The sequence below is a fragment of the Staphylococcus sp. EG-SA-15 genome, assembly GCF_017151895.1.
In the GTDB taxonomy this organism is placed as follows: domain Bacteria; phylum Bacillota; class Bacilli; order Staphylococcales; family Staphylococcaceae; genus Staphylococcus; species Staphylococcus aureus.
The window spans coordinates 1-21,486 of the sequence record NZ_JACVZN010000009.1 but is presented as its reverse complement, the minus strand read 5'-3'; the positions used below and the strand labels follow the sequence as shown (position 1 = coordinate 21,486).

At 34.4% G+C, this 21,486-nt stretch carries 18 protein-coding genes; 4 read left to right on the top strand and 14 right to left on the bottom strand.

Annotated elements, in window-relative coordinates; translation table 11 throughout:
- Both IDG64_RS06030 and farE read right to left on the bottom strand, forming a co-directional pair.
- Positions 1-228, bottom strand: a complete 228-nt coding sequence (locus tag IDG64_RS06030) for a FeoA family protein (RefSeq protein ID WP_000932073.1) — start codon at positions 226-228, stop codon at positions 1-3.
- Positions 229-443: 215 nt separating this feature from the next.
- Positions 444-2,933, bottom strand: a complete 2,490-nt coding sequence (farE, locus tag IDG64_RS06025; RefSeq protein ID WP_001051415.1) for a fatty acid efflux MMPL transporter FarE — start codon at positions 2,931-2,933, stop codon at positions 444-446.
- 144 nt (positions 2,934-3,077) lie between these two features.
- Between farE and farR the strand changes: the two genes are divergently transcribed.
- Complete coding sequence (gene farR / locus IDG64_RS06020) at positions 3,078-3,626, top strand: fatty acid efflux pump transcriptional regulator FarR (RefSeq protein ID WP_000665238.1); 549 nt, start codon at positions 3,078-3,080, stop codon at positions 3,624-3,626.
- Between the two features lie 76 nt (positions 3,627-3,702).
- Here the strand turns inward: farR and IDG64_RS06015 are convergent, their stop codons facing one another.
- The 3 genes from IDG64_RS06015 to IDG64_RS06005 all read right to left on the bottom strand — a co-directional run bounded on the left by IDG64_RS06015 (position 3,703) and on the right by IDG64_RS06005 (position 6,315).
- Complete coding sequence (locus IDG64_RS06015) at positions 3,703-3,870, bottom strand: hypothetical protein (RefSeq protein ID WP_001791990.1); 168 nt, start codon at positions 3,868-3,870, stop codon at positions 3,703-3,705.
- A 111-nt stretch (positions 3,871-3,981) separates the two neighbouring features.
- Positions 3,982-5,526, bottom strand: a complete 1,545-nt coding sequence (gene pruA / locus IDG64_RS06010) for an L-glutamate gamma-semialdehyde dehydrogenase (RefSeq protein WP_000259692.1) — start codon at positions 5,524-5,526, stop codon at positions 3,982-3,984.
- A 189-nt stretch (positions 5,527-5,715) separates the two neighbouring features.
- Positions 5,716-6,315 (bottom strand): sugar O-acetyltransferase, encoded by a 600-nt coding sequence (locus IDG64_RS06005; protein WP_000136480.1) that lies wholly within the window; start codon positions 6,313-6,315, stop codon positions 5,716-5,718.
- A gap of 238 nt (positions 6,316-6,553) precedes the next feature.
- On the opposite strand from IDG64_RS06005, the gene cwrA reads away from it, so the two are divergent.
- From cwrA to copZ, 3 genes are all read left to right on the top strand, one after another.
- A complete protein-coding gene (cwrA, locus tag IDG64_RS06000) occupies positions 6,554-6,745 on the top strand; it encodes a cell wall inhibition responsive protein CwrA (protein WP_001221404.1) in 192 nt (63 codons plus the stop codon).
- Positions 6,746-6,984: 239 nt separating this feature from the next.
- Positions 6,985-9,393 (top strand): heavy metal translocating P-type ATPase, encoded by a 2,409-nt coding sequence (locus IDG64_RS05995; protein WP_000024142.1) that lies wholly within the window; start codon positions 6,985-6,987, stop codon positions 9,391-9,393.
- A gap of 486 nt (positions 9,394-9,879) precedes the next feature.
- The gene (copZ, locus tag IDG64_RS05990; protein WP_000076661.1) at positions 9,880-10,086 is read left to right on the top strand and encodes a copper chaperone CopZ; all 207 of its coding nucleotides are present in this window, start codon (positions 9,880-9,882) and stop codon (positions 10,084-10,086) included.
- Between the two features lie 89 nt (positions 10,087-10,175).
- Here the strand turns inward: copZ and IDG64_RS05985 are convergent, their stop codons facing one another.
- The 9 genes from IDG64_RS05985 to IDG64_RS05945 form a co-directional block, all read right to left on the bottom strand.
- Positions 10,176-11,174: a D-lactate dehydrogenase gene (locus IDG64_RS05985; RefSeq protein ID WP_000161366.1), complete on the bottom strand. Its 999-nt coding sequence runs from the start codon at positions 11,172-11,174 to the stop codon at positions 10,176-10,178.
- A 22-nt stretch (positions 11,175-11,196) separates the two neighbouring features.
- A complete protein-coding gene (locus tag IDG64_RS05980; protein ID WP_000625056.1) occupies positions 11,197-12,351 on the bottom strand; it encodes an aminotransferase class I/II-fold pyridoxal phosphate-dependent enzyme in 1,155 nt (384 codons plus the stop codon).
- Between the two features lie 427 nt (positions 12,352-12,778).
- Entirely contained in the window at positions 12,779-14,287 is a 1,509-nt protein-coding gene (locus IDG64_RS05975; RefSeq protein ID WP_000686167.1) for a phytoene desaturase family protein, read from the bottom strand.
- Positions 14,288-14,298: 11 nt separating this feature from the next.
- A complete protein-coding gene (crtM, locus tag IDG64_RS05970; protein ID WP_000178305.1) occupies positions 14,299-15,162 on the bottom strand; it encodes a 4,4'-diapophytoene synthase CrtM in 864 nt (287 codons plus the stop codon).
- Between the two features lie 36 nt (positions 15,163-15,198).
- Positions 15,199-16,326: a 4,4'-diaponeurosporenoate glycosyltransferase gene (gene crtQ, locus IDG64_RS05965; RefSeq protein ID WP_000871732.1), complete on the bottom strand. Its 1,128-nt coding sequence runs from the start codon at positions 16,324-16,326 to the stop codon at positions 15,199-15,201.
- Between the two features lie 5 nt (positions 16,327-16,331).
- Entirely contained in the window at positions 16,332-17,825 is a 1,494-nt protein-coding gene (locus tag IDG64_RS05960) for a phytoene desaturase family protein (RefSeq protein ID WP_000160459.1), read from the bottom strand.
- Entirely contained in the window at positions 17,818-18,306 is a 489-nt protein-coding gene (crtO, locus tag IDG64_RS05955; RefSeq protein ID WP_001795496.1) for a glycosyl-4,4'-diaponeurosporenoate acyltransferase, read from the bottom strand. Before crtO ends, IDG64_RS05960 begins: the two co-directional genes overlap by 8 nt.
- Positions 18,307-18,480: 174 nt before the next feature.
- Positions 18,481-19,248, bottom strand: a complete 768-nt coding sequence (locus IDG64_RS05950; RefSeq protein WP_000725225.1) for a CHAP domain-containing protein — start codon at positions 19,246-19,248, stop codon at positions 18,481-18,483.
- Between the two features lie 360 nt (positions 19,249-19,608).
- Entirely contained in the window at positions 19,609-21,420 is a 1,812-nt protein-coding gene (locus IDG64_RS05945) for an acyltransferase family protein (protein ID WP_000379821.1), read from the bottom strand.
- Between the last annotated feature and the right edge of the window lie 66 nt (positions 21,421-21,486).

Genomic DNA, 21,486 nt, shown 5'->3' with positions numbered 1-21,486 from the left:
CTATTCTTCTAATGCAATAGAACAAGCATCGCAATGCCTAATACTTAACTGTTGTCCGTTTACTTCAATAATACATGGCCCTTTAAATAAACATTTTTGTTTAATCGTTATGATAGCGTCATCTGTTAACCCAAAGGCACTTAGACGATACAACATATTCTCATTAGCAATATCCATTCGCTTTATTTTATAAGCCTTATTCATTTCACCATTTTTAATGTTTAACATACTATTTCGCTCTCCTATTAGAAATAATAATCATTATCACTTAAAAATCATAACCCTTAAAATTGTAGCTCGCAATACTTTATTTAAATAATTTTCATTTTTCATGTAAAATTTGTGACATTGCAAAAATGTTTTGTATAATCACTTCCATGCAAAAAACCTCCGCTTCAAATGTCATTGATAGACATTTAAAGCGGAGGCATGTACATGTTATTTTATGATTTATTTCGTAGATTTTTTTCTAACAATTGATTGAGCTTTTCAATATTTTTATTCAACTGTTCTATATTCGTTGCTTGTTGTTTTGAATTTAGTTGATGCTTGTTTTGATAATCTATTAAAGCATCATATAAGAACAATGAACTTGCTGATTGCTGTTTCACTTCTTGGTACAATGCCATCGTTTTATCATCTAGTACTATTGAATGTGCATCATCTTGCCCATGTGCATCTTGATGTTTCGATACATTTGTTGCACCTTGTGGATATACTTTAAAGGTTGTGTCGTATGTTTCCTTACTATCTTTAGCTTCAGATTCCTGTGATTCAACCGTTTTATATTTTTCAAGTGCATGTCCTTCAATATCAACTCGTGGAATAATGCGATTCAACCATGCTGGTAAATACCACGAACCTTTTCCAAACAATTTCGTTAATGCAGGAATTAACATCATTCTGACTACGAAGGCATCAAAGAGTACACCAAACGCTAATGCCATACCCATTGATTTAATCATGACATCTTCTTGGAATACAAACGCAAAGAAGACACTAAACATAATTAATGCAGCTGCTACAATAACAGGACCGCTTTCTTTCAATCCTACTTTGATAGAATAATCATTATCCCCTGTTTTACTATATTCTTCATGAATTCGCGACATAAGGAAGACTTCATAATCCATCGCTAATCCAAATAAGATACCTATAGTAATAACCGGTAAAAATGCTAGCATTGGTCCTGTCGTTTCAATACCAAACAGACCTTTCATAAAACCATCTTGCATTACTAATGTTGTAAATCCTAATGTTGCCATTAATGACAAGACGAATCCTAAAACTGCTTTTAATGGTATTAGAATTGAACGGAAGACAATCATTAATAAGAAAAATGCTAATACAACAATGACTGAGGCAAATAAAGGTGTCGCCTCATTTAACTTTTTAGACATATCAATATTAATGACACTTTGTCCCGAAATCTCCGTTTTGAACCCATATTTATCTTGTGCATCTTTATGATAATCTCGTAAATCATGCACTAAATCATTTGTACTCTCTGCATTAGGCCCTTGCTTAGGTATCACGACCATCAAAGCGTAATCATTATCTTTACTCATTTGTGGCGGCGTAACGATATCTACATTTTTCTTATCTTTAATATCTTTATATACAGACTGTAAATCTTGTTGTAATCCTTGTGGATCATCCTTTTTATCTTTCACATTTATCAACATCGGAATTTGGCCATTAAATCCTTCACCAAATTTATCCGAGATTATATCGTAAGCTTTTTTCTGTGTAGAATCTGCTGGTTTAACACCGTCATCTGGAATACCAAGTCGCATATGACTAACTGGTATTGCAGCTGCTACTAATATGATTAAACCTAGTAATACTGCCGCAAGTGCATTTCCTGTAATAAATTTAGACCAAGGCGTATCAATATCTTTTTTAAAATTAGACTGCAATTTGTTCACTTTAATGCGTTTATGGAAAATACTAATTAACGCAGGTAATAAAGTCAGTGCACTGAATACAGCAAATATAACACTAATTGCCGAAGCAAACCCCATCACTGCTAAGAAATCTATGCCAACTAGCGATAAACCGCATACGGCAATCACAACTGTCACACCAGCGAAGATGACTGCGCTACCTGCTGTTCCTATTGCAAGACCAATGCCTTTAATGTAATCTGTTTCAGTTTTCATAACTTGTCGATATCTGAATAAAATAAATAATGCATAATCGATACCAACTGCTAGTCCAATCATTACGGCTAATGTCAGTGTGACATTTGGTATATCGAATGCATAAGTTAACAAACTGATAATGCCAACCCCAGATGCTAGACCAATCAATGCACTTATAATTGGTAATCCTGCAGCAATGACTGAACCAAATGTAATCAATAACACTACAAATGCAACAATGATACCAACTAGTTCAGAATTACCGCCTACTTCTGTAGATGTCATTCCTGTACCAGTTAACTCTGTTTGTACATTATGATTGTCACGTAAGTCTTTCAAATGACTTTTAACATTATCTCTAGAGCCATCTTTTAAAGATGTTTGACTAACGTCATATGTGATATCTGCAAATGCAGTTGTTTTATCTTTACTAATTTGCTTATTTTCATATGGATCTGATATTTTATCAATGTGCTTGTCATCTTTTTTTATATCCTCTAATGTTTTCTTAATGTCTTCTGTAATGTTCGGTTGCACAATACCATCATCTTTAATCGTCTTAAAGACAACACGTATTTGTGCCTTTTCACTATCTTGATTAAAATGTTTTTCAATCTTTTTATTCGTATCTAACGACTCTAATCCTGTCATTTTAATATCATTGTCAAATTTCGGTGCATTTGTAGCAAGTGGTATCAATATTGCAGCTACAATCACTATCCATGCAATGACCGCGGACCATTTATGTTTTGCGATGAATGTCCCCATCTTATATAAAAATTTTGCCAAAGTATATTGCCTCCTTTTAAAATCAACGTTATAGTTTAAATATACAGTGTAGATTATTGTTCGATTATAGTATCTATCCCCGACCTCTTAAAGAATCAATTGGAAAATTTTGTATATTAAACTACACACAAAGGAGAAATGTAGATGAAAGAGACTGATTTACGAGTTATAAAGACAAAAAAAGCATTGTCGAGTAGCTTGCTACAATTGTTAGAACAGCAATTATTCCAAACGATTACTGTCAATCAAATTTGCGACAATGCACTCGTACACCGCACAACATTTTATAAACATTTTTATGATAAATATGATCTTCTAGAGTATTTGTTCAATCAATTGACTAAAGACTACTTTGCTAGAGATATCAGTGACCGTCTTAATCATCCATTCCAAACGATGAGTGATACGATTAATAATAAAGAGGATTTGAGAGAAATCGCAGAATTCCAAGAAGAAGACGCTGAATTTAATAAAGTATTAAAAAATGTCTGCATTAAAATTATGCATAACGATATCAAAAATAATAGAGACCGTATCGATATTGACAGCGACATCCCAGATAATCTCATATTTTATATTTATGACTCGTTGATTGAAGGTTTTATACATTGGATAAAAGATGAAAAAATTGACTGGCCTGGCGAAGATATTGATAACATTTTCCATAGATTAATCAATATTAAGATTAAATAGTAGATGAGAAACTCATGAGCGTTACCAACATTCATAATAAAAACGATAGTGTACACGTTAATGAATTCGTGTACTACTATCGTTTTTTATTTTTATCGTGCTTATCGTTATTAAAATAACTGATACACAACACATAAACTATGAAGAAAAAAATAAATCCGCTATCTAAATGACTTTGACTCAGTTGTTTATATGACCAAATTGCTAATACAATTCCCATTATTATTGAAATAACGTATCTCACATTCTTACACCTATAATCCTTTTCTAAAAATATGGTTGCTATTACTTAATTTTTAAAGTTATAAATAAAAAGAGCCAACCGCAATGGATGGCCCTTGTTCATTATGAAGCATTAGAACATTTCTGAAACAACCTTTTGTTCTAAGAAGTGTAATAAGTAGTCTGGGCTACCTGTTTTAGCGTCCGTACCTGACATTTTGAAACCACCAAATGGATGGTATCCAACAACTGCTGAAGTACAACCTCTGTTAAGGTATAAATTACCTACATCAAATTCGTTTACCGCTTTAATCCAATGCTCGCGATTATTTGTAATCACTGCACCAGTTAAACCGTAATCTGTATCATTTGCAACCTCAATGGCTTCATCAAAATCGTTAACTTTCACAAAGCCAACAACTGGACCAAAAATTTCTTCTTGCATGATTCTATCTTTAGATTTAAGTCCTGAAATGATTGTTGGTTCTACAAAGTAACCTTTTGAATCATCAGTGCCGCCACCTTGTTCTAATTTACCTTCTTCTTTACCAATCTCAATATAATTTTTAATCTTATCAAATTGTTTTTTATTAATAACTGGGCCCATATACGTATTGTCTACAGTATTGCCCAACGTTAATTCTTTTGTTAATTTGATTGATTTCTCTAATACTTCGTCATAAACGTCTTTATGCACAATTGCACGTGAACATGCAGAACATTTTTGACCAGAGAAACCAAACGCTGACGTTACAATAGCTTCTGCCGCCATATCTGTATCAATATTTTCATCAACTACAATGGCATCTTTACCACCCATTTCAGCGATAACACGTTTCAAGAAGTTTTGACCTTCTTGAACTACGGCACTACGTTCATAAATTCTAGTACCTGTCGCACGTGATCCTGTAAATGTAACGAAATGCGTATCTTTATGATCAACTAAGTAATCACCAATTTCTTTCGGATCACCAGGAACAAAGTTAACTACGCCTTTTGGTAATCCTGCTTCTTCTAAAATTTCCATTAATTTATAAGCGATATAAGGTGTATCCTCAGCAGGTTTCAATAACACTGTATTACCTGCCACAACTGGTGCTAAAGTTGTACCAGCCATAATCGCAAACGGGAAGTTCCACGGCGGAATTGTAACACCTGTACCAATTGATTTATAGAAATATTTATTGTGTTCACCTTCACGATCAAGTACTGGCTTGCCTTGAGCCAAGTCCATCATTGAACGTGCATAGTATTCAATAAAATCAATACCTTCAGCTGCATCACCAACTGCTTCATCCCATGGCTTACCTGCTTCATAAACCATAATTGCTGCAATTTCCGCTTTTCGACGACGAATAATTGCCGAAACACGTAACATAAGCTCTGCACGATCATTTGCTGACCATGTTTTCCAAGATTTATAAGCTTCGTTTGCTGCTTTAAACGCATCTTCAACATCTTGTTTTGTTGCCTTTGATGCATTTGCAATCACTTGTGATGTGTCTGCAGGATTGATTGATTTAATTTTGTCATCTTTGAAAATCTTCTCTCCATTAATCACTAATGGTATGTCTTGACCTAATTCTTTTTCCACGTCTTTCAATGCTTTCTTAAACATATCCACATTTTCTTGGACTGAAAAATCGTAACCAGGTTCATTTTTAAATTCTACTACCATGTACACTTACCCCCTATAAATTTTGAAAGTGGTTTAACCCTTTGATTTAATGATATAACATCATTTAAACTCATTTTACTATGATTAAGGTTAGTTTTGCAATCGCTTTCATTTTTATGCTTTATCACTTATTCTCAAGCATTTTGAAATTGATTGGTTACTTTTTAAAATTTATATGTGTCGCAACTGCTACTTTATCGTTTCGTCATTTAATGTTTCGGATGGTAGGTCATTATCAATTTTACGAACGACTTTACAAGGGTTTCCAACCGCTAAGCTGTGTGGCGGAATATCTTTAGTGACAACACTACCAGCACCAATCACACTACCTTCTCCAATCGTCACCCCTGGTAGCACGGCTACATGACCGCCAAACCAAGTATTACTGCCAATATGAATGGGTCCGGCTTTTTCAAAACCTTCATTTCTATGATGAAAATTAAGTGGATGTGTCGCTGTGTAGAATCCACAATTAGGTCCTATAAAAACATTATCGCCAATTGTAATCTGTCCACCATCCATAAAATAACAATTGGTGTTTACATAGACATTTTTTCCTAGTTTAACGTTCCAACCATAATCTGTATCAAAAGGAATCGAAATACTTACATTGTCTGTTGTTGTTTGAAATAATTGATCAATTAATTCCTTTCTTTTATTTGTAGCACTCGGTATTGTATGATTTAATTCAAAGCAAATATCTTTCGCTCGTGCACGTTCATTGATTAAGTCTTGATCAAAGTTTGCATCGTACCATTTTTCTGCTAACATTTTTTCTTTTTCAGTCATTACACCTTTCAACTCCTAATAACTTATTTACTTGTTTAAAAGTTAATCAAATAAACCTTCGCCTATGCAACTAATACGCTATAACATTATAAAATCATGACCTTATCCCCCTTATCTATACAATTCTCGCATCAAATACTGCTAAAGTAGTAGATAAATTCAATACTACAGACGCATTCATTTTTTAATCTATTAACGTACAATGTGAGTAAGAGAAATATAAAGGAGTATGATAGCGATGAGAATATTAATTACAGGCACAGTTGCTATCTTAATCATTCTAGGTTTGGTCAAAACGATACAAGATTACGAAATGACAAACGACACGAGTCGTCAGTTGTCAGACAACAAAGATGATGATAAAGTCATCCATCTTAATAATTTTAAAAATTTACATGCGAAAGAATTTAACCCATCTGATTTCTTTTAAGTCACCTAAGAATTGCAAATCCAGAAGTCATTTAAGTTTTACCTTTCATTCATACATCCTTTAATATTAATTACGACTTCTTTTATATAGATGCTAAGTAGAGAGATTGTTGTGCAATGTTTGCACGGCAATCTCTCTTTTTCTTTTTAAAATTGGTAAAAGTAAAACGCAACGATTGACTTATATACCTATAGGGGGTACATTAGACGTGTAACAATGAATCACAGGGAGGCAATAATGTGGCTAATACGAAAAAAACAACATTAGATATCACTGGTATGACTTGTGCCGCATGTTCAAATCGTATCGAAAAGAAACTGAATAAACTTGATGACGTTAATGCCCAAGTGAATTTAACTACAGAGAAAGCGACTGTTGAGTATAACCCTGATCAACATGATGTCCAAAAATTTATTAATACGATTCAACATTTAGGTTACGGTGTCGCTGTAGAAACTGTCGAATTAGACATTACAGGTATGACTTGTGCTGCATGCTCAAGCCGTATTGAAAAAGTGTTAAATAAAATGGACGGCGTTCAAAATGCAACGGTCAATTTAACAACAGAGCAAGCTAAAGTTGACTATTATCCTGAAGAAACAGATGCTGATAAACTTGTCACTCGCATTCAAAAATTAGGTTATGACGCGTCTATTAAAGATAACAATAAAGATCAAACGTCACGCAAAGCTGAAGCGCTACAACATAAATTGATTAAGCTTATCATATCAGCAGTATTATCTTTACCACTATTAATGTTAATGTTTGTGCATCTTTTCAATATGCATATACCAGCACTATTTACGAATCCATGGTTCCAATTTATTTTAGCTACACCTGTACAATTTATTATTGGATGGCAATTTTATGTAGGTGCTTATAAAAACTTAAGAAATGGTGGCGCCAATATGGATGTACTTGTTGCTGTTGGTACAAGTGCAGCATATTTTTACAGTATTTATGAAATGGTTCGTTGGCTAAATGGCTCAACAACGCAACCGCATTTATACTTTGAAACAAGCGCCGTACTAATTACCTTAATCTTATTCGGTAAGTATTTAGAAGCTAGAGCGAAGTCTCAAACAACCAATGCGCTTGGCGAATTATTAAGTTTACAAGCTAAAGAAGCACGTATTTTAAAAGATGGTAATGAAGTGATGATTCCTCTAAATGAAGTACATGTTGGAGATACACTTATCGTTAAACCAGGTGAAAAGATACCTGTTGATGGCAAAATTATTAAAGGTATGACTGCCATCGACGAATCTATGTTAACAGGTGAATCTATCCCTGTTGAGAAGAATGTTGATGATACTGTAATTGGTTCAACGATGAACAAAAACGGTACTATTACTATGACAGCAACAAAAGTTGGCGGGGACACTGCGTTGGCAAATATTATTAAAGTTGTCGAAGAAGCTCAAAGTTCTAAAGCGCCGATTCAACGATTGGCAGATATTATTTCTGGTTATTTCGTTCCTATCGTTGTTGGTATCGCACTATTAACATTTATCGTGTGGATTACTTTAGTTACACCAGGTACATTTGAACCTGCACTTGTTGCGAGTATTTCCGTTCTTGTCATTGCTTGTCCATGCGCATTAGGACTTGCTACACCAACTTCTATTATGGTAGGTACTGGTCGCGCTGCTGAAAATGGCATTTTATTTAAAGGTGGCGAGTTTGTTGAACGCACACATCAAATTGATACCATCGTTTTAGATAAGACGGGTACCATTACAAATGGTCATCCAGTCGTGACAGATTATCATGGTGACAATCAAACGCTACAACTGCTTGCTACTGCTGAAAAAGATTCTGAACACCCATTGGCAGAAGCCATTGTCAATTATGCAAAAGAAAAGCAATTAACATTAACTGAGACGACAACATTTAAAGCAGTACCTGGACATGGTATTGAAGCAACGATTGATCATCACCATATATTGGTTGGTAACCGTAAATTAATGGCTGACAATGATATTAGCTTGCCTAAGCATATTTCTGATGATTTAACATATTATGAACGAGATGGTAAAACTGCTATGCTCATTGCTGTTAATTATTCATTAACTGGTATCATCGCAGTGGCAGATACTGTAAAAGATCATGCCAAAGATGCAATAAAACAATTGCATGATATGGGCATTGAAGTTGCCATGTTAACTGGCGATAATAAAAACACTGCTCAAGCCATTGCAAAACAAGTAGGCATAGATACTGTTATTGCAGATATTTTACCAGAAGAAAAAGCTGCACAAATTGCGAAACTACAGCAACAAGGTAAGAAGGTTGCGATGGTTGGTGACGGTGTAAATGATGCACCTGCATTAGTTAAAGCTGATATCGGTATCGCCATTGGTACAGGTACAGAAGTTGCCATTGAAGCAGCTGATATTACTATTCTTGGTGGCGACTTGATGCTTATTCCTAAAGCCATTTATGCAAGTAAAGCAACCATTCGTAATATTCGTCAAAATCTATTTTGGGCATTCGGCTATAATATTGCCGGTATCCCTATAGCTGCATTGGGCTTACTTGCGCCATGGGTTGCTGGTGCTGCAATGGCACTAAGTTCAGTAAGTGTTGTCACAAACGCACTTAGATTGAAAAAGATGCGATTAGAACCACGCCGTAAAGATGCCTAGATTCCTTAATAATGAAGGATTCGTTGGTGATTCTGAGATAGGCTAGTGATTGGCTCTATAATGTCGCGGTTTACAGTTGGATCTTCGCTCCAACTGCATATATAGTTACACTTTTCGCTTAGCGAATTAGTGTATCTTACCTAATAGCTCCGCCTATTAGGTTCCAACATTATTATAAATAATAAGTACACTACGGTTTACAGTTGGATCTTCGCTCCAACTGCATAAGAGCCACTAATTATTATAAATAATAAGTACACTACGGTTTACAGTTGGATCTTCGCTCCAACTGCATAAGAGCCACTAATTATTATAAATAATAAGTACACTACGGTTTACAGTTGGATCTTCGCTCCAACTGCATAAGAGCCACTAATTATTATAAATAATAAGTACACTACGGTTTACAGTTGGATCTTCGCTCCAACTGCATAAGAGCCACTAATTATTATAAATAATAAGTGGCTCTAAAAGGAGGTGAATGCTATGTCACAAGAAATTTTAAATGTTGAAGGTATGAGCTGTGGTCACTGCAAAAGTGCTGTTGAATCTGCATTAAATAATATTGACGGTGTCACTTCAGCTGACGTTAACCTTGAAAATGGTCAAGTAAGTGTTCAATATGATGACAGTAAAGTTGCTGTATCTCAAATGAAAGACGCAATTGAAGATCAAGGTTACGATGTCGTTTAATTAGGCAATATTCAACGTCATCAACACCAAATTAAAAAATCGAACTGATGAGAATCCCAACAATCCAAATTATCTCATCAGTTCGATTTTTAATTTACTCGTAACCTAGTATCTCCAGTCTGCAATACATCTAATGTTGCATCTAATGCATCGACAATTAGATTTTTAACTGCAGCTTCAGTATAAAACGCAATATGTGGTGTTAATATGACATCTTCCCTGTCAATCAACGATTCTAACAATGGATCGTTCAGTGTTTTGCCCCTTTGATCACTTGGGAAAAGTTTGCGTTCAAATTCATACGTATCAAGTGCTGCACCTTTAATCACACCATTGTCTAATGCGTCTAATAACGCCTTAGTATCTACTAAAGAACCTCTCGCACAATTGACAAATACTGCGCCCTTTTTAAAATGTTTAAATAATTCAGCATTAAATAGATAATGATTATATTTCGTTGCAGGTACATGTAATGTCACGATATCAGCACCTTCAACCGCTTCCTCAATCGTATCTTTGTAATCGACATACGTTGCAATTTTAGCATTAGGAAACGGGTCGTATGCGACCACATCACTTTGATAACCATTGGCAAATATATCGGCTACTACACGGCCAATTCGACCTGTACCAATAACAGCTACTTTTAAATCTTTAATGGATTTCGATAAAATAGTAGGTTCCCATCTAAAATCATGCTCCCGCACTTTCGTTTGAATTTGATTAAAATGACGAACCACATTAATAGCCTGGTTCACAGCAAACTCCGCAATTGAATTCGGAGAGTATGACGGCACATTTGACACAATCAAGTTATACTTGTTTGCTAACTCCAAATCATATGTATCAAATCCAGCACTACGTTGTGCGATTTGTTTAATACCAAGTTCATTTAATCGTTTATAAACATGCTCTGATAATGGTATTTGTTGTGATAGCGATAAGCCATCATAACCAGCGACACCTTCAACATTGTCATCAGTTAATGCTTCTTTAGTAATATCTACCTCAACATGATGTTTCTCTGCCCACGCCTTGATATAAGGCATATCTTCATCACGTACACTCATGATTTTAATTTTTGTCATTTTAACATCACCCTTAACTTTATTATTCATATAAATATGCTAGTTCTGTTAATCTTATTGCAGCTTCGTCTAATTTCTGGTCATCTAACGCCAATGAAATTCTCACATAACGATTACCATTCTCTCCAAATGGTTTCCCTGGAGCAACAAGTATTGACTTCTCTTGCACTAAAAATTGCTCAAATTGCTCGCTGTCATAACCAGGCGGTGTTTCCAACCATACATATATGCCACCTTTAGCATGAACAAATGGCAAATCAGCTTTTGCAAGCATGGCTTCGAATCGGTCACGACGTGTTTTAAATACATTGCTTTGTTCTTCTAAAAAATCATCATAATGATTCAAAGCATATATTGCGGCATCTTGTAATGCACCAAACATCCCAGCATTTGTGTGCGTTTGGTACTTTTTCAAAGCTTGAATCATATCTTTATTACCAACTGCAAAACCGACTCTAAAACCTGACATGTTATAACCTTTAGACAAGGAATAAATTTCAATCGCAACATCTTTCCCATTTTCCGAAGCAAGTATACTAGGATTTTTAGCGTCGAAACCGAAAGCACCATAAGCAAAATCATGCACGATTTTAGTGTCTGTATCTTTAAATTTAGCTATCGCTTCATCAAAAACTTCTTTCGTAGCTGTCGATCCAGTTGGATTATTTGGATACGTTAAATAAATGAGTTTTGTTTTATCTATTATTTGTGAATCAACTTTGGACCAATCTGGCAAATAATGTGGCGGTTCTAAATTAAGCGGGACAGGCTTGCCATCAGCTAAAAGTACACCTGCTAAATAATCCGTGTATCCTGGATCAGGTAGTAATACATAGTCTCCTGGATTGATAACACATGTTGGTACTGCCACTAATCCATTTTTTGTACCATATAAAATGCATACTTCATCTTCTTTATCTAGCGTCACATTATATTGTCTTTGATAAAAATCTACAATAGCTTGCTTGAACGCTTCTTTACCATGAAAAGCACCATATTTTTGATTTTCAGGAATAGTTAGTGCTTTTTGAAAATGATCAATAATACCTTGTGGCGTGGGCCCATCAGGGATCCCAACTGCCATATTAATTAATGGCAATGGTCCATGTTCGATTTTACGTCCCATCGTTTTCCCGAAATAACTATCAGGGATATTTGCTAATTTGTTAGAGATCATCAAATTCCTCCTCTATCATTAAACGTAGCCTGGGTGACTATCATAAACCTAACAACTTGTATCACTCTCATTTAGATGGTTACAATGACATTGCCATTCACCGTTATGTTCAACAGAACTTATGACACACGTTGTATTCAATGAATTTATTTTCATTTTAGGTAGGTACAATATTATTGTCAATATTAAGAATTTTCAGATTAATATACACTCAATCGTTAGGATTTAACTGCCATGCATATCCGCATGCACAACCAGTTAGATATGCTTATATAAAGTATAACGCCCATCAAGGTACGTATTCAAACGTGAACCTTAACAGGCGCCTATTCATTGTTAAATAAAACTTCTTTAGAACATACTTATTTCACTATGCCTTTTACGTTCCCCTTATACTTTTCTCACATCTTTCTCTTAGACTACTCCCTTACACACCCTGCTCAATATCTTTAATCATTTCATCTACAGTTATTTTCGCACTCGTTAAGACAATAGGAACGCCTGCACCTGGATGCGTACTTGCACCTGCAAAATATAAATCTTTATAATCTCGCGATACATTTTGTGGACGATAATAATTACTTTGCGCTAAAGTTGGCATTAAACCGAATGCCGAACCAAATTTCGCATGATACGTTTGCTCAAAATCATTTGGCGTAAAGATTGTTTCTGAAACAATATGCGATTTTATATCTTCAAATACTTCAATCGTTGCTAATTTACGATAAATAATTTCCTTTATTTGTTGCGTCAAAGCTTCATCTGACCAATCGATTCCGCTACCTGTTTTAAGTTCCGGCGTCGGCATTAGCACATAAATACCAGTTTTGCCTTCTGGCGCAAGTGATTTATCAGCGACCGCTGGTACATACACATAAATAGAAGGATCATATGATAAACGTCCCTCAAATATTTCTTCAATATTGCCTCTAAAGTCATCTGAAAAAATAACATTATGAAGTCTCACTTGATCTGTCACATCAATATCTATACCGATATACATTAAAAATGCTGAACAAGAGTAATCTAAGTCTGCAATTTTATGTGGTGGATACTTTTTAATAGGTGCAAAATCTGGCATTAATGATTCCGCAACACTAGGGAAATCAGCCGTACATAAAATTTTATCAAATTTTCTTATGTCACCATTCACTTTTATCGCATCGGCCCGTTTGAATTTAGGATCAATAATAATTTGCTCAATTTCAGCATTTAGTTCAATATTAACGCCTAAGTCTTTATTTAATTGCGCTAGCCCTTGAGCCATGCCATACATACCGCCTTTAATAAAATGCACACCAAACATCATTTCAATCATAGGAATAATTGAATATAGTGACGGGCCTCGTTTTGGATCAATTCCTATGTATAACGTTTGAAACGCTAAAAGCTTTTGTATCTTTTCGTTATCAATATAATGTTCAATTAGCTGATCTGCATGATTTAACGTTTTTAACTTAGCACCTTGCACAAGTGACGTCATATTATAAAAGTCACTCGGTTTGCGATACGTTCTTTCTAAGAAATAGCGACGTGCAATTTCATATTTTTTATAAACATCCGTTAAAAAGGACATAAAACCATGCGTTGAACCAGGTTCTATACTTTCTAGCATTTGCTGTAATTCAGCTAAATCTGTAGGCACCGTTATACGATCATCGTGGTCAAAATACACATCGTAAATATAACGTAATTGTCTCAATTCAATATAATCTTCATAATTTTTACCACACGCTGTAAAAACATCTTTATAAACATCTGGCATCATGACAATTGTGGGACCCATATCAAATGTAAAGCCGTCTTTCTTTAATTGATTCATACGCCCGCCTACATTATTATTTTTTTCAAATATCGTCACTTCATGACCTTGAGAAGCAATACGGGCTGCCGCTGCTAATCCTGTGACACCTGCACCAATTACTGCAATCTTCATTATTCAACCACCTATATTCTATGATATTTACTATTTATTTCATGAAACAACTTTGCCTTTTTCCGCTTATCCACAAAAACACGTTCATGTAATGTATAGTTAGCCTGTCTCACTTCGTCCAGTATTTCAATATATATACGTGCTGCTAATTCTATGATTGGTTGTGCTTCAATACTAAATACTTTGATTTGATCCATAACATCTTGAAAATCTTTTTCTGCGATAGCTGCATAATATTCCCATAAGTCAATATAATGATTATTAACACCATTTTGGTACACTTCAGCAATATCAACTTCATATTGCTTTAATCGTTGCTTACTAAAATATATCCGTTCATTGTCAAAATCTTCACCGACATCTCTTAATATATTAATCAATTGCAACGATTCACCAAGTCTTCTTGCGACATCGTATGTCTGATGTGTTTCATGATCACTTAAAATCGGCGTCAATACTTCACCTACTGTACCAGCAACACCATAACAATATCCGAATAATTCAGCGTCCGTTTCAAACATTGTAAAATGTTGATCTTTATATACAGTATCAATGAGATTATAGAAAGATTGAAAGGCGATATTTTTATGTTGTGCAACATGCTGAAGTGCTATCATGATTCTACGATCACTTTGAAAGTGATGATGTTCATATGGGTATTTTTCAATAGATTGTATATCTTCTTTTATTTGATTTAAAAATTGAATATCGCCATAAACATCTATACTGTCATCAATTTTACGACACACAGCATAAATTGCCCAAACCGCTTTTCTTTGATCTTCTGGTAACAAGTCAAAAGCGTAAGAAAAGCTTTTTGAATGTTTCTTCATGATTTTATGACAATATTTAAAATTCATATCCATCATTGTCATACTAGTCCTCCTATATTGAAATGCCATTACCTTGATTTATTGTTCTTTAGATATAGAATATTGACGACCTTTCCATTCAACTACACCATAACGATGCGTTTGTTTCCAAGATTGGATGAAAATTTTAGTAAAAAACATAAATAACAATGGATGACATACCATTAATAAATTAGAAAATTGGCCGACCCTTCGATGCAGATAAATAAATTGTGTAGTGTAGCTCAAGTAAAGTGCTACCATTTTTCTTACAGACATTTGGCGATATTTTAAACTAAGACATAGCCCTAAAATACTCGCTATAGAACCGAACAACCACAACACAATTGCTGTCATGATCTTAGGCTTTGTGCCACCTGCCCCAGTTGACAAATGCTTTGTCCATCCTTCTTGTAATGACTGAAATCCTTCTTGATACATGCGAAATGCAACAAATGGAAATCCTTCATAAACTGTTACGGGCAATGATTGTGAAGTATATGCACTTCCTAAAGCAAATCCTTCAATAATATGACGGTTCGCACTTTTATGACCTCCAGTTGCATAATAATCTTCTTTATTTGTTAATGTCACCGGTCCAAATGCATGCTGGTTAGTCCGACCGTCGTCTAAGGTAGAAAATACATTCATACCAACGACTGTCATTAAATTAAATATCGCTGAAAACCCTTCGTAGAAACGCTTTGTTATATGATAAGGCTGTACGCTTAACAATCCTTTTTCACCTTGTAATTGATACTGATTAATCAACGTTTCAACAGCATCTTTCCTTAAGAAAGTTACATCAGCATCTACAAAGGCAATACGATTCGTACATACATGCGTCACACCTTGATAACAAGCATGTGATTTCCCATACCATTTGCCGTCAGTATCATCAACAACATCTACTACAGTCGCACCATATGAACGTGCTACACGTGCTGTTTCATCTGTCGATCCGTCATTCATAACAATGACATCTACTGGAACTTGCTGTTGTATTATCGAATGTAGTAAATGACCTATTCTTTTTTCTTCGTTTCTAGCCGGAATAATAATTGTTAATGCTTTATGATTGAAGTTCAGCGTTTTCGCCTTTAGCTGATGTCTACGATTAAATATCAATGCACCACACGCCATAGACATGGTCACTATTACTGTTAATATTCGTGATAACCATTTCATAGATATCACTTCCTATTCTTCGCTTCTCGCACGTTTATTTTGTCTGCGACTTGTTGCCCACTTAATGTAACCATTGGCATGCCACCACCAGGATTTACTGATCCACCTACAAAGTACAAGTTTTCAAAATACTGACTTTCTTTAGGAAATTTAAACCCTTTGTTTTTCTTTTTATCTGCTACAACACCATATATTGCACCACGATTAGAACGATAATTTTTTTCAATATCCTCCGGTGTCCAAACATCTTCATAAATAATGTGTTTTCTTAAATCAGTAAGTCCCATTTTTTCTAATTTATCCAAAATTTTATCCCTAAACTTCGCATAATCTTCAGTGGTAAAAGGCTGATCTTGAATATATGGAATATGTGGTAAGACTTTGATATTTTCATAACCTACTGGCGCTTGTGTGTGATCAGTTTTATTCGTATTTACTAGATAAATGGTCGGATCATCTGGCAATACCTTTTCATGAAAAACTTGTTGATAATTGAGATAAGCATTTTCCGTAAAAAAGAAATTATGATGTGCTAATTGCGGGTATTGGCAAGCAACACCTAAATGCATCACATATCCTGAGCTTGCTGGCTCAAATTCCCGCTCTAATTTGTTTAATCGTTGAGTATCAAGGTGAAGTAAATATTTATAAGTAGGTATGACTTCCATATTTGAAATAATATAATCTGCCTTTACAAACTCACCTGTATCTAATCTGACACCCGTCACACGTCTTTGATATGTTTTAATATTGTCCACACGTGCACCTGTATGAATTGTGACACCTTCTTCACGCGCTAGCTTTTCCAAGGCATTGGCTAAATGATGGATTCCACCTTCTACATACCAAAGGCCTTGCTCTTGTTGCATATGGAATAACATAGATAATACAGCTGGCGCATCGTATGATGAAGAACCTACATATTTGATAAAATAGCCTAACATTTGTCGCAAGTATGGATTCGAGATACGCTTGTCTATGGCCTGTTGCATAGTATGTACATAATCATAATTAATAAGAGCATTTAATGGCCCATGAAATTTAATAATTTGAGATAGTGTATCTAAACCATAGTTAAAATACCCTTTTTCAGTAATACGATCGATTCGTCTTGTATAATTCAAATAATTTTGCAGTTCCTCTATATCCTGTTTCGACAATATCGCATTATGCTGACCTGTTTCTTTAATACCTTCATACAAATCGATAGTCGTGCCATCTGGAAAAAAGCTACGCCATTGATGTGGTAAACGCTTGATTGTAACGTAGTCTGACATTTGCTTCTTGCTATATTCGAATAATTTTTCAAAAATATAAGGCATCGTTAAAATAGATGGACCTAAATCAAAGCCAAAGCCATCTGATTCATGACGATTCACTTTGCCTCCTATATGATTATTTTGTTCATATAATGAGACCGAATAGCCACTTTGTGCCATTCGAATTGCTGCAGAAATCCCACCTAAGCCACCACCAATAACGATGATATGTTTAGTCATGACGTTCACCTCTTCGCTTTAATATGCGTAGTAACTGCGTTAATCTCGGTCGATTATAGCGTTGCACAATAATGATTGGAACATTAGCTATCATTGCATAGAAAATATTTATATACTTTACTAAACGAGGGCCTTTATTGAATATGATGACTGGAAGTATCGATATCCAATGAATCAACTCTGCCCTCTTTGTCTCTATAATCATTTTTTCAATTTCATCAGTATTGATTGTCATTAAATGACGCTGATCATATATATTTTGATTAAGCTGATGACCATCTAAAATCTTATGTTTCCATTTTCTTACGTAAAACCATTTGTTCCAAAATTTTCCATGCTTCTCAAAGTTAAATGATTTAAATATTATGTACTTCTGACGAAAATACTTATCAGGAATTCTTGTACCTAAATTTGCTATATTTAGTTGAACAATTAACCAATACATACTACAAAAAAATGCTGTTTTAATATATTTTTTCATGGTTTTCATCTAAATTGAATCACTCTCAATCATACTGACATAGTATAAATTATCACTTTATTACTTAGTTCCCTAAAGATCAGTGAATAAACCGCTCTCATTTATATTTATATAAAACAAAAACGCCAATACTCTCATGTTAGAGAATATTGACGTCATTTGATTTACATTTGATTAATGAATGAAATTATATGAACCTGCTTGGTTTGCTGAAATTGTACGAGACGTAACCACACCAGCACCATGTCCATAGTTCATTTCTGAAACACGAACAGAACCGTTGCTGTTAACGCCTTCAACGTAAGCAACATGACCGTAATAGCCTTGTGTTGTTTGCATGATAGCACCAACTTTTGGTGTATTGTTCACTGTATAGCCAGATGATGCAGCTGCGTTAGCCCAATTACTTGCGTTACCCCATGTTGAACCAATTTTCCCACCAACACGATCAAATACATAATAAGTACATTGTCCTGAAGTATATAAGTTACTTCCTGATGCATAACCATTAGAAATTGAACGACCATTTGAAGATGGCGCTGCAGTTGTAGTCACATGAACATTATTACTTGTTGTGCTATAACTTGCACCTGAACCACCAGTATAATAGTTATTTGTTGCTGTTTGACTATTGTTTGTATAGTTATTGTATTGATATGAATGATTATAGTAGTTATTGTAAGATGCATTGTTATAACTATAAGTATTGTAGTTGTTGTAGTAGTATGTGTTGTTTTGCGTTAATTGACTTGGATTCCAATTTCCTGTCCAAGTGTAATGATAATTACCTTGTGCATCAATTGTATACGTATAGCTGTATGATTGAGCGTCATTAGAATTATATCCATTGTTATTTTGTTCTGCGGCTTGTGCATCATGTCCTGCAAATGCGATAGTGGCAAGTCCTGCTGTAGCGATTGTAGCTGTAACGATTTTTTTCATAATTAAATATCCTCCCAATAATCAAAACACTCTATACATATAGTCATTAGCGACTCAATTATTTTAAATTTTATATTTTTTATTTTTTTAGTATGCAAACAATTATAACTTTTATAGTTTTGCGACAAAACAAACTATAACAGAGATTAGGTGTCTTGCGGGCTTTGTTATCATAATGTAATCTGTTCCTAATAAAGCTTCATTGAATGTAATATACCAATTAGAATGTTTACAACACTTTTTCTGCACCGTTACTATGGGATTTGAAAATAAAAAAGCACTAAACTTTTAATGAAATACATCATTTTTGATAATAAATATCAGAAGTAATGTAATATTTCAAAAGTTTAGTGCATCAAATTATTTCTTATTTGTAGCATGTGTTTCCATCGTTTTTACAATCAAATCAGTCAGCGCTTTACTACCTGCATATTCTAAGTGAATACCGTCATATGCAAAGTATTCCGGATGACCTGCAGAAGCTTTATACCAATCGACTAGATGTACATTAGAGCGCTTTTCAGCTGCCTCATAAATTAATTTATTTATTCTACCTTCATAATCTCTAGGTACTCTAATAGAAACTAAATATATGTCTGCTTTTCCAAAACTATCCAATAGTTCATTTAATTGATCTTTCGTAAATGCCCCATTTGTACCAAGCTCTACTACAACTTTTTGACCTTTTTTAGCATAGTCTTTATATTGCGATTTCACAATTGGTGTAGCATCAACGAGTTGCCGTCCAACTTTACCATCAATTTGTGCATTTGGTATTTTCTTAGTAAAGACATTACCAATATCCACCATGACCGAGTCACCAATTAATAGTGGTGATGACTTTTTAATATCCTCTTTGCTATTCGCTGTCTGCTTATCCTCTTGCTTATCTTTTTTAACGACTTTTTTCTTCGTTGTTTTAAATTCCGTCTTCTTCTCTTTCTTCTCGGCTTCATGTTGTTTGCCAAGTGCATCAAACTGTCCACTGAGCACAACGATAGACGGAACCAATAATAGGATAACTAACACTGTTCTAGCAAATTGCCCCTTCTTTTTAGGTAAAAATGCAAAAGCTTTAAATCCTTTTTTACGTATAGGTGTTTCAATAAAGCGATACGAAATTTCAGCCATTAACGCTGTTAACAAAATTTCTATAATATAAACGTATACCGGTATTTGTCCTTGTACGTAATAACTGTTCACAAAAACAATGATAGGATAATGCCATAAGTATAAGCTATATGATCGTTTACCTATAATTAGTAAAGGTTTCATACTTAAAAATTTAGCAAATAAACTAGAAGGATGTACCGCAATTGCAATAATGAATAAAGTTGCAAATGATATAATGTAAAATCCTCCATTATAGATCCATTGATCTTGGTCTCCAACTATAAAGAACAAAGTCATTAGAACCGCAAAACCAGATATCCCTATAATATCTAATGATACGACAATCTTTTTAGAAATATCTTTTTTCAAAGCAAACGGAGGCCAAATAAATGCTAATATACAACCAAGCAATAAAGTTTGCAGTCGTGTATCTGTCCCAAAATACACACGTGAATTATCTCCAGTGATGAAATGAATCACTATCATAAGTCCTAAAGAAATCAACGATACAATAAATAGCGTTTGAATAATATTTCTCGGTTTAAATCTATGTAATAAGAACGTGATAACCAATGGGAAAAGCAAGTAAAATTGTTCTTCAATGGCTAAAGACCATAAATGTTTGAGTGGTTCAATAGCAAATTGGTTAAAATAATCTACATTCTGTGAAATGTACCACCAGTTTGAAACATAGAATATAGCTGCAATAGCATCTCGTTTCATTTGTATAATCAATTCCGGTTTAAATATCAGTGTGAACGTAAGCACGACACAGATTAAAAATAACACTGCCGGAATGAGTCGTTTCAATCGTCGCTTCCAAAACTCTAGCAAATCGATTTTTTGCGTCCGATAATACTCACTTATCAACAAACTTGTTATTAAATAACCTGAAATAACGAAGAATGTATCTACTCCTAAAAAGCCCCCACTTAACCATTGTGCATTCAAGTGATAAATAATGATTCCTATAACTGCGAATGCCCTCAATCCATCTAATCCAGGTAAGTATCGCGGGGAATACATTTTTTCTAAACGTTTAAAGTCTTTTGTATCCATGTTAATAAACGCCCCATTTATTTTTCTCTATTTTGTAGCATATCACAATATTTTTGAAAATAAAAT

Bases quoted from the DNA above. Each gene is read 5' to 3' on its own strand.
- copZ (WP_000076661.1), top strand. From the start codon at position 9,880: ATGTCACAAGAAATTTTAAATGTTGAAGGTATGAGCTGTGGTCACTGC.
- IDG64_RS05960 (WP_000160459.1), bottom strand. From the start codon at position 17,825: ATGACTAAACATATCATCGTTATTGGTGGTGGCTTAGGTGGGATTTCT.
- crtO (WP_001795496.1), bottom strand. From the start codon at position 18,306: ATGAAAAAATATATTAAAACAGCATTTTTTTGTAGTATGTATTGGTTA.
- crtM (WP_000178305.1), bottom strand. From the start codon at position 15,162: ATGACAATGATGGATATGAATTTTAAATATTGTCATAAAATCATGAAG.
- cwrA (WP_001221404.1), top strand. From the start codon at position 6,554: ATGAGAATATTAATTACAGGCACAGTTGCTATCTTAATCATTCTAGGT.
- IDG64_RS06030 (WP_000932073.1), bottom strand. From the start codon at position 228: ATGTTAAACATTAAAAATGGTGAAATGAATAAGGCTTATAAAATAAAG.
- crtQ (WP_000871732.1), bottom strand. From the start codon at position 16,326: ATGAAATGGTTATCACGAATATTAACAGTAATAGTGACCATGTCTATG.
- IDG64_RS05945 (WP_000379821.1), bottom strand. From the start codon at position 21,420: ATGGATACAAAAGACTTTAAACGTTTAGAAAAAATGTATTCCCCGCGA.
- IDG64_RS05985 (WP_000161366.1), bottom strand. From the start codon at position 11,174: ATGACAAAAATTAAAATCATGAGTGTACGTGATGAAGATATGCCTTAT.
- pruA (WP_000259692.1), bottom strand. From the start codon at position 5,526: ATGGTAGTAGAATTTAAAAATGAACCTGGTTACGATTTTTCAGTCCAA.
- IDG64_RS05975 (WP_000686167.1), bottom strand. From the start codon at position 14,287: ATGAAGATTGCAGTAATTGGTGCAGGTGTCACAGGATTAGCAGCGGCA.
- farR (WP_000665238.1), top strand. From the start codon at position 3,078: ATGAAAGAGACTGATTTACGAGTTATAAAGACAAAAAAAGCATTGTCG.
- IDG64_RS06005 (WP_000136480.1), bottom strand. From the start codon at position 6,315: ATGACTGAAAAAGAAAAAATGTTAGCAGAAAAATGGTACGATGCAAAC.
- IDG64_RS05950 (WP_000725225.1), bottom strand. From the start codon at position 19,248: ATGAAAAAAATCGTTACAGCTACAATCGCTACAGCAGGACTTGCCACT.
- IDG64_RS05980 (WP_000625056.1), bottom strand. From the start codon at position 12,351: ATGATCTCTAACAAATTAGCAAATATCCCTGATAGTTATTTCGGGAAA.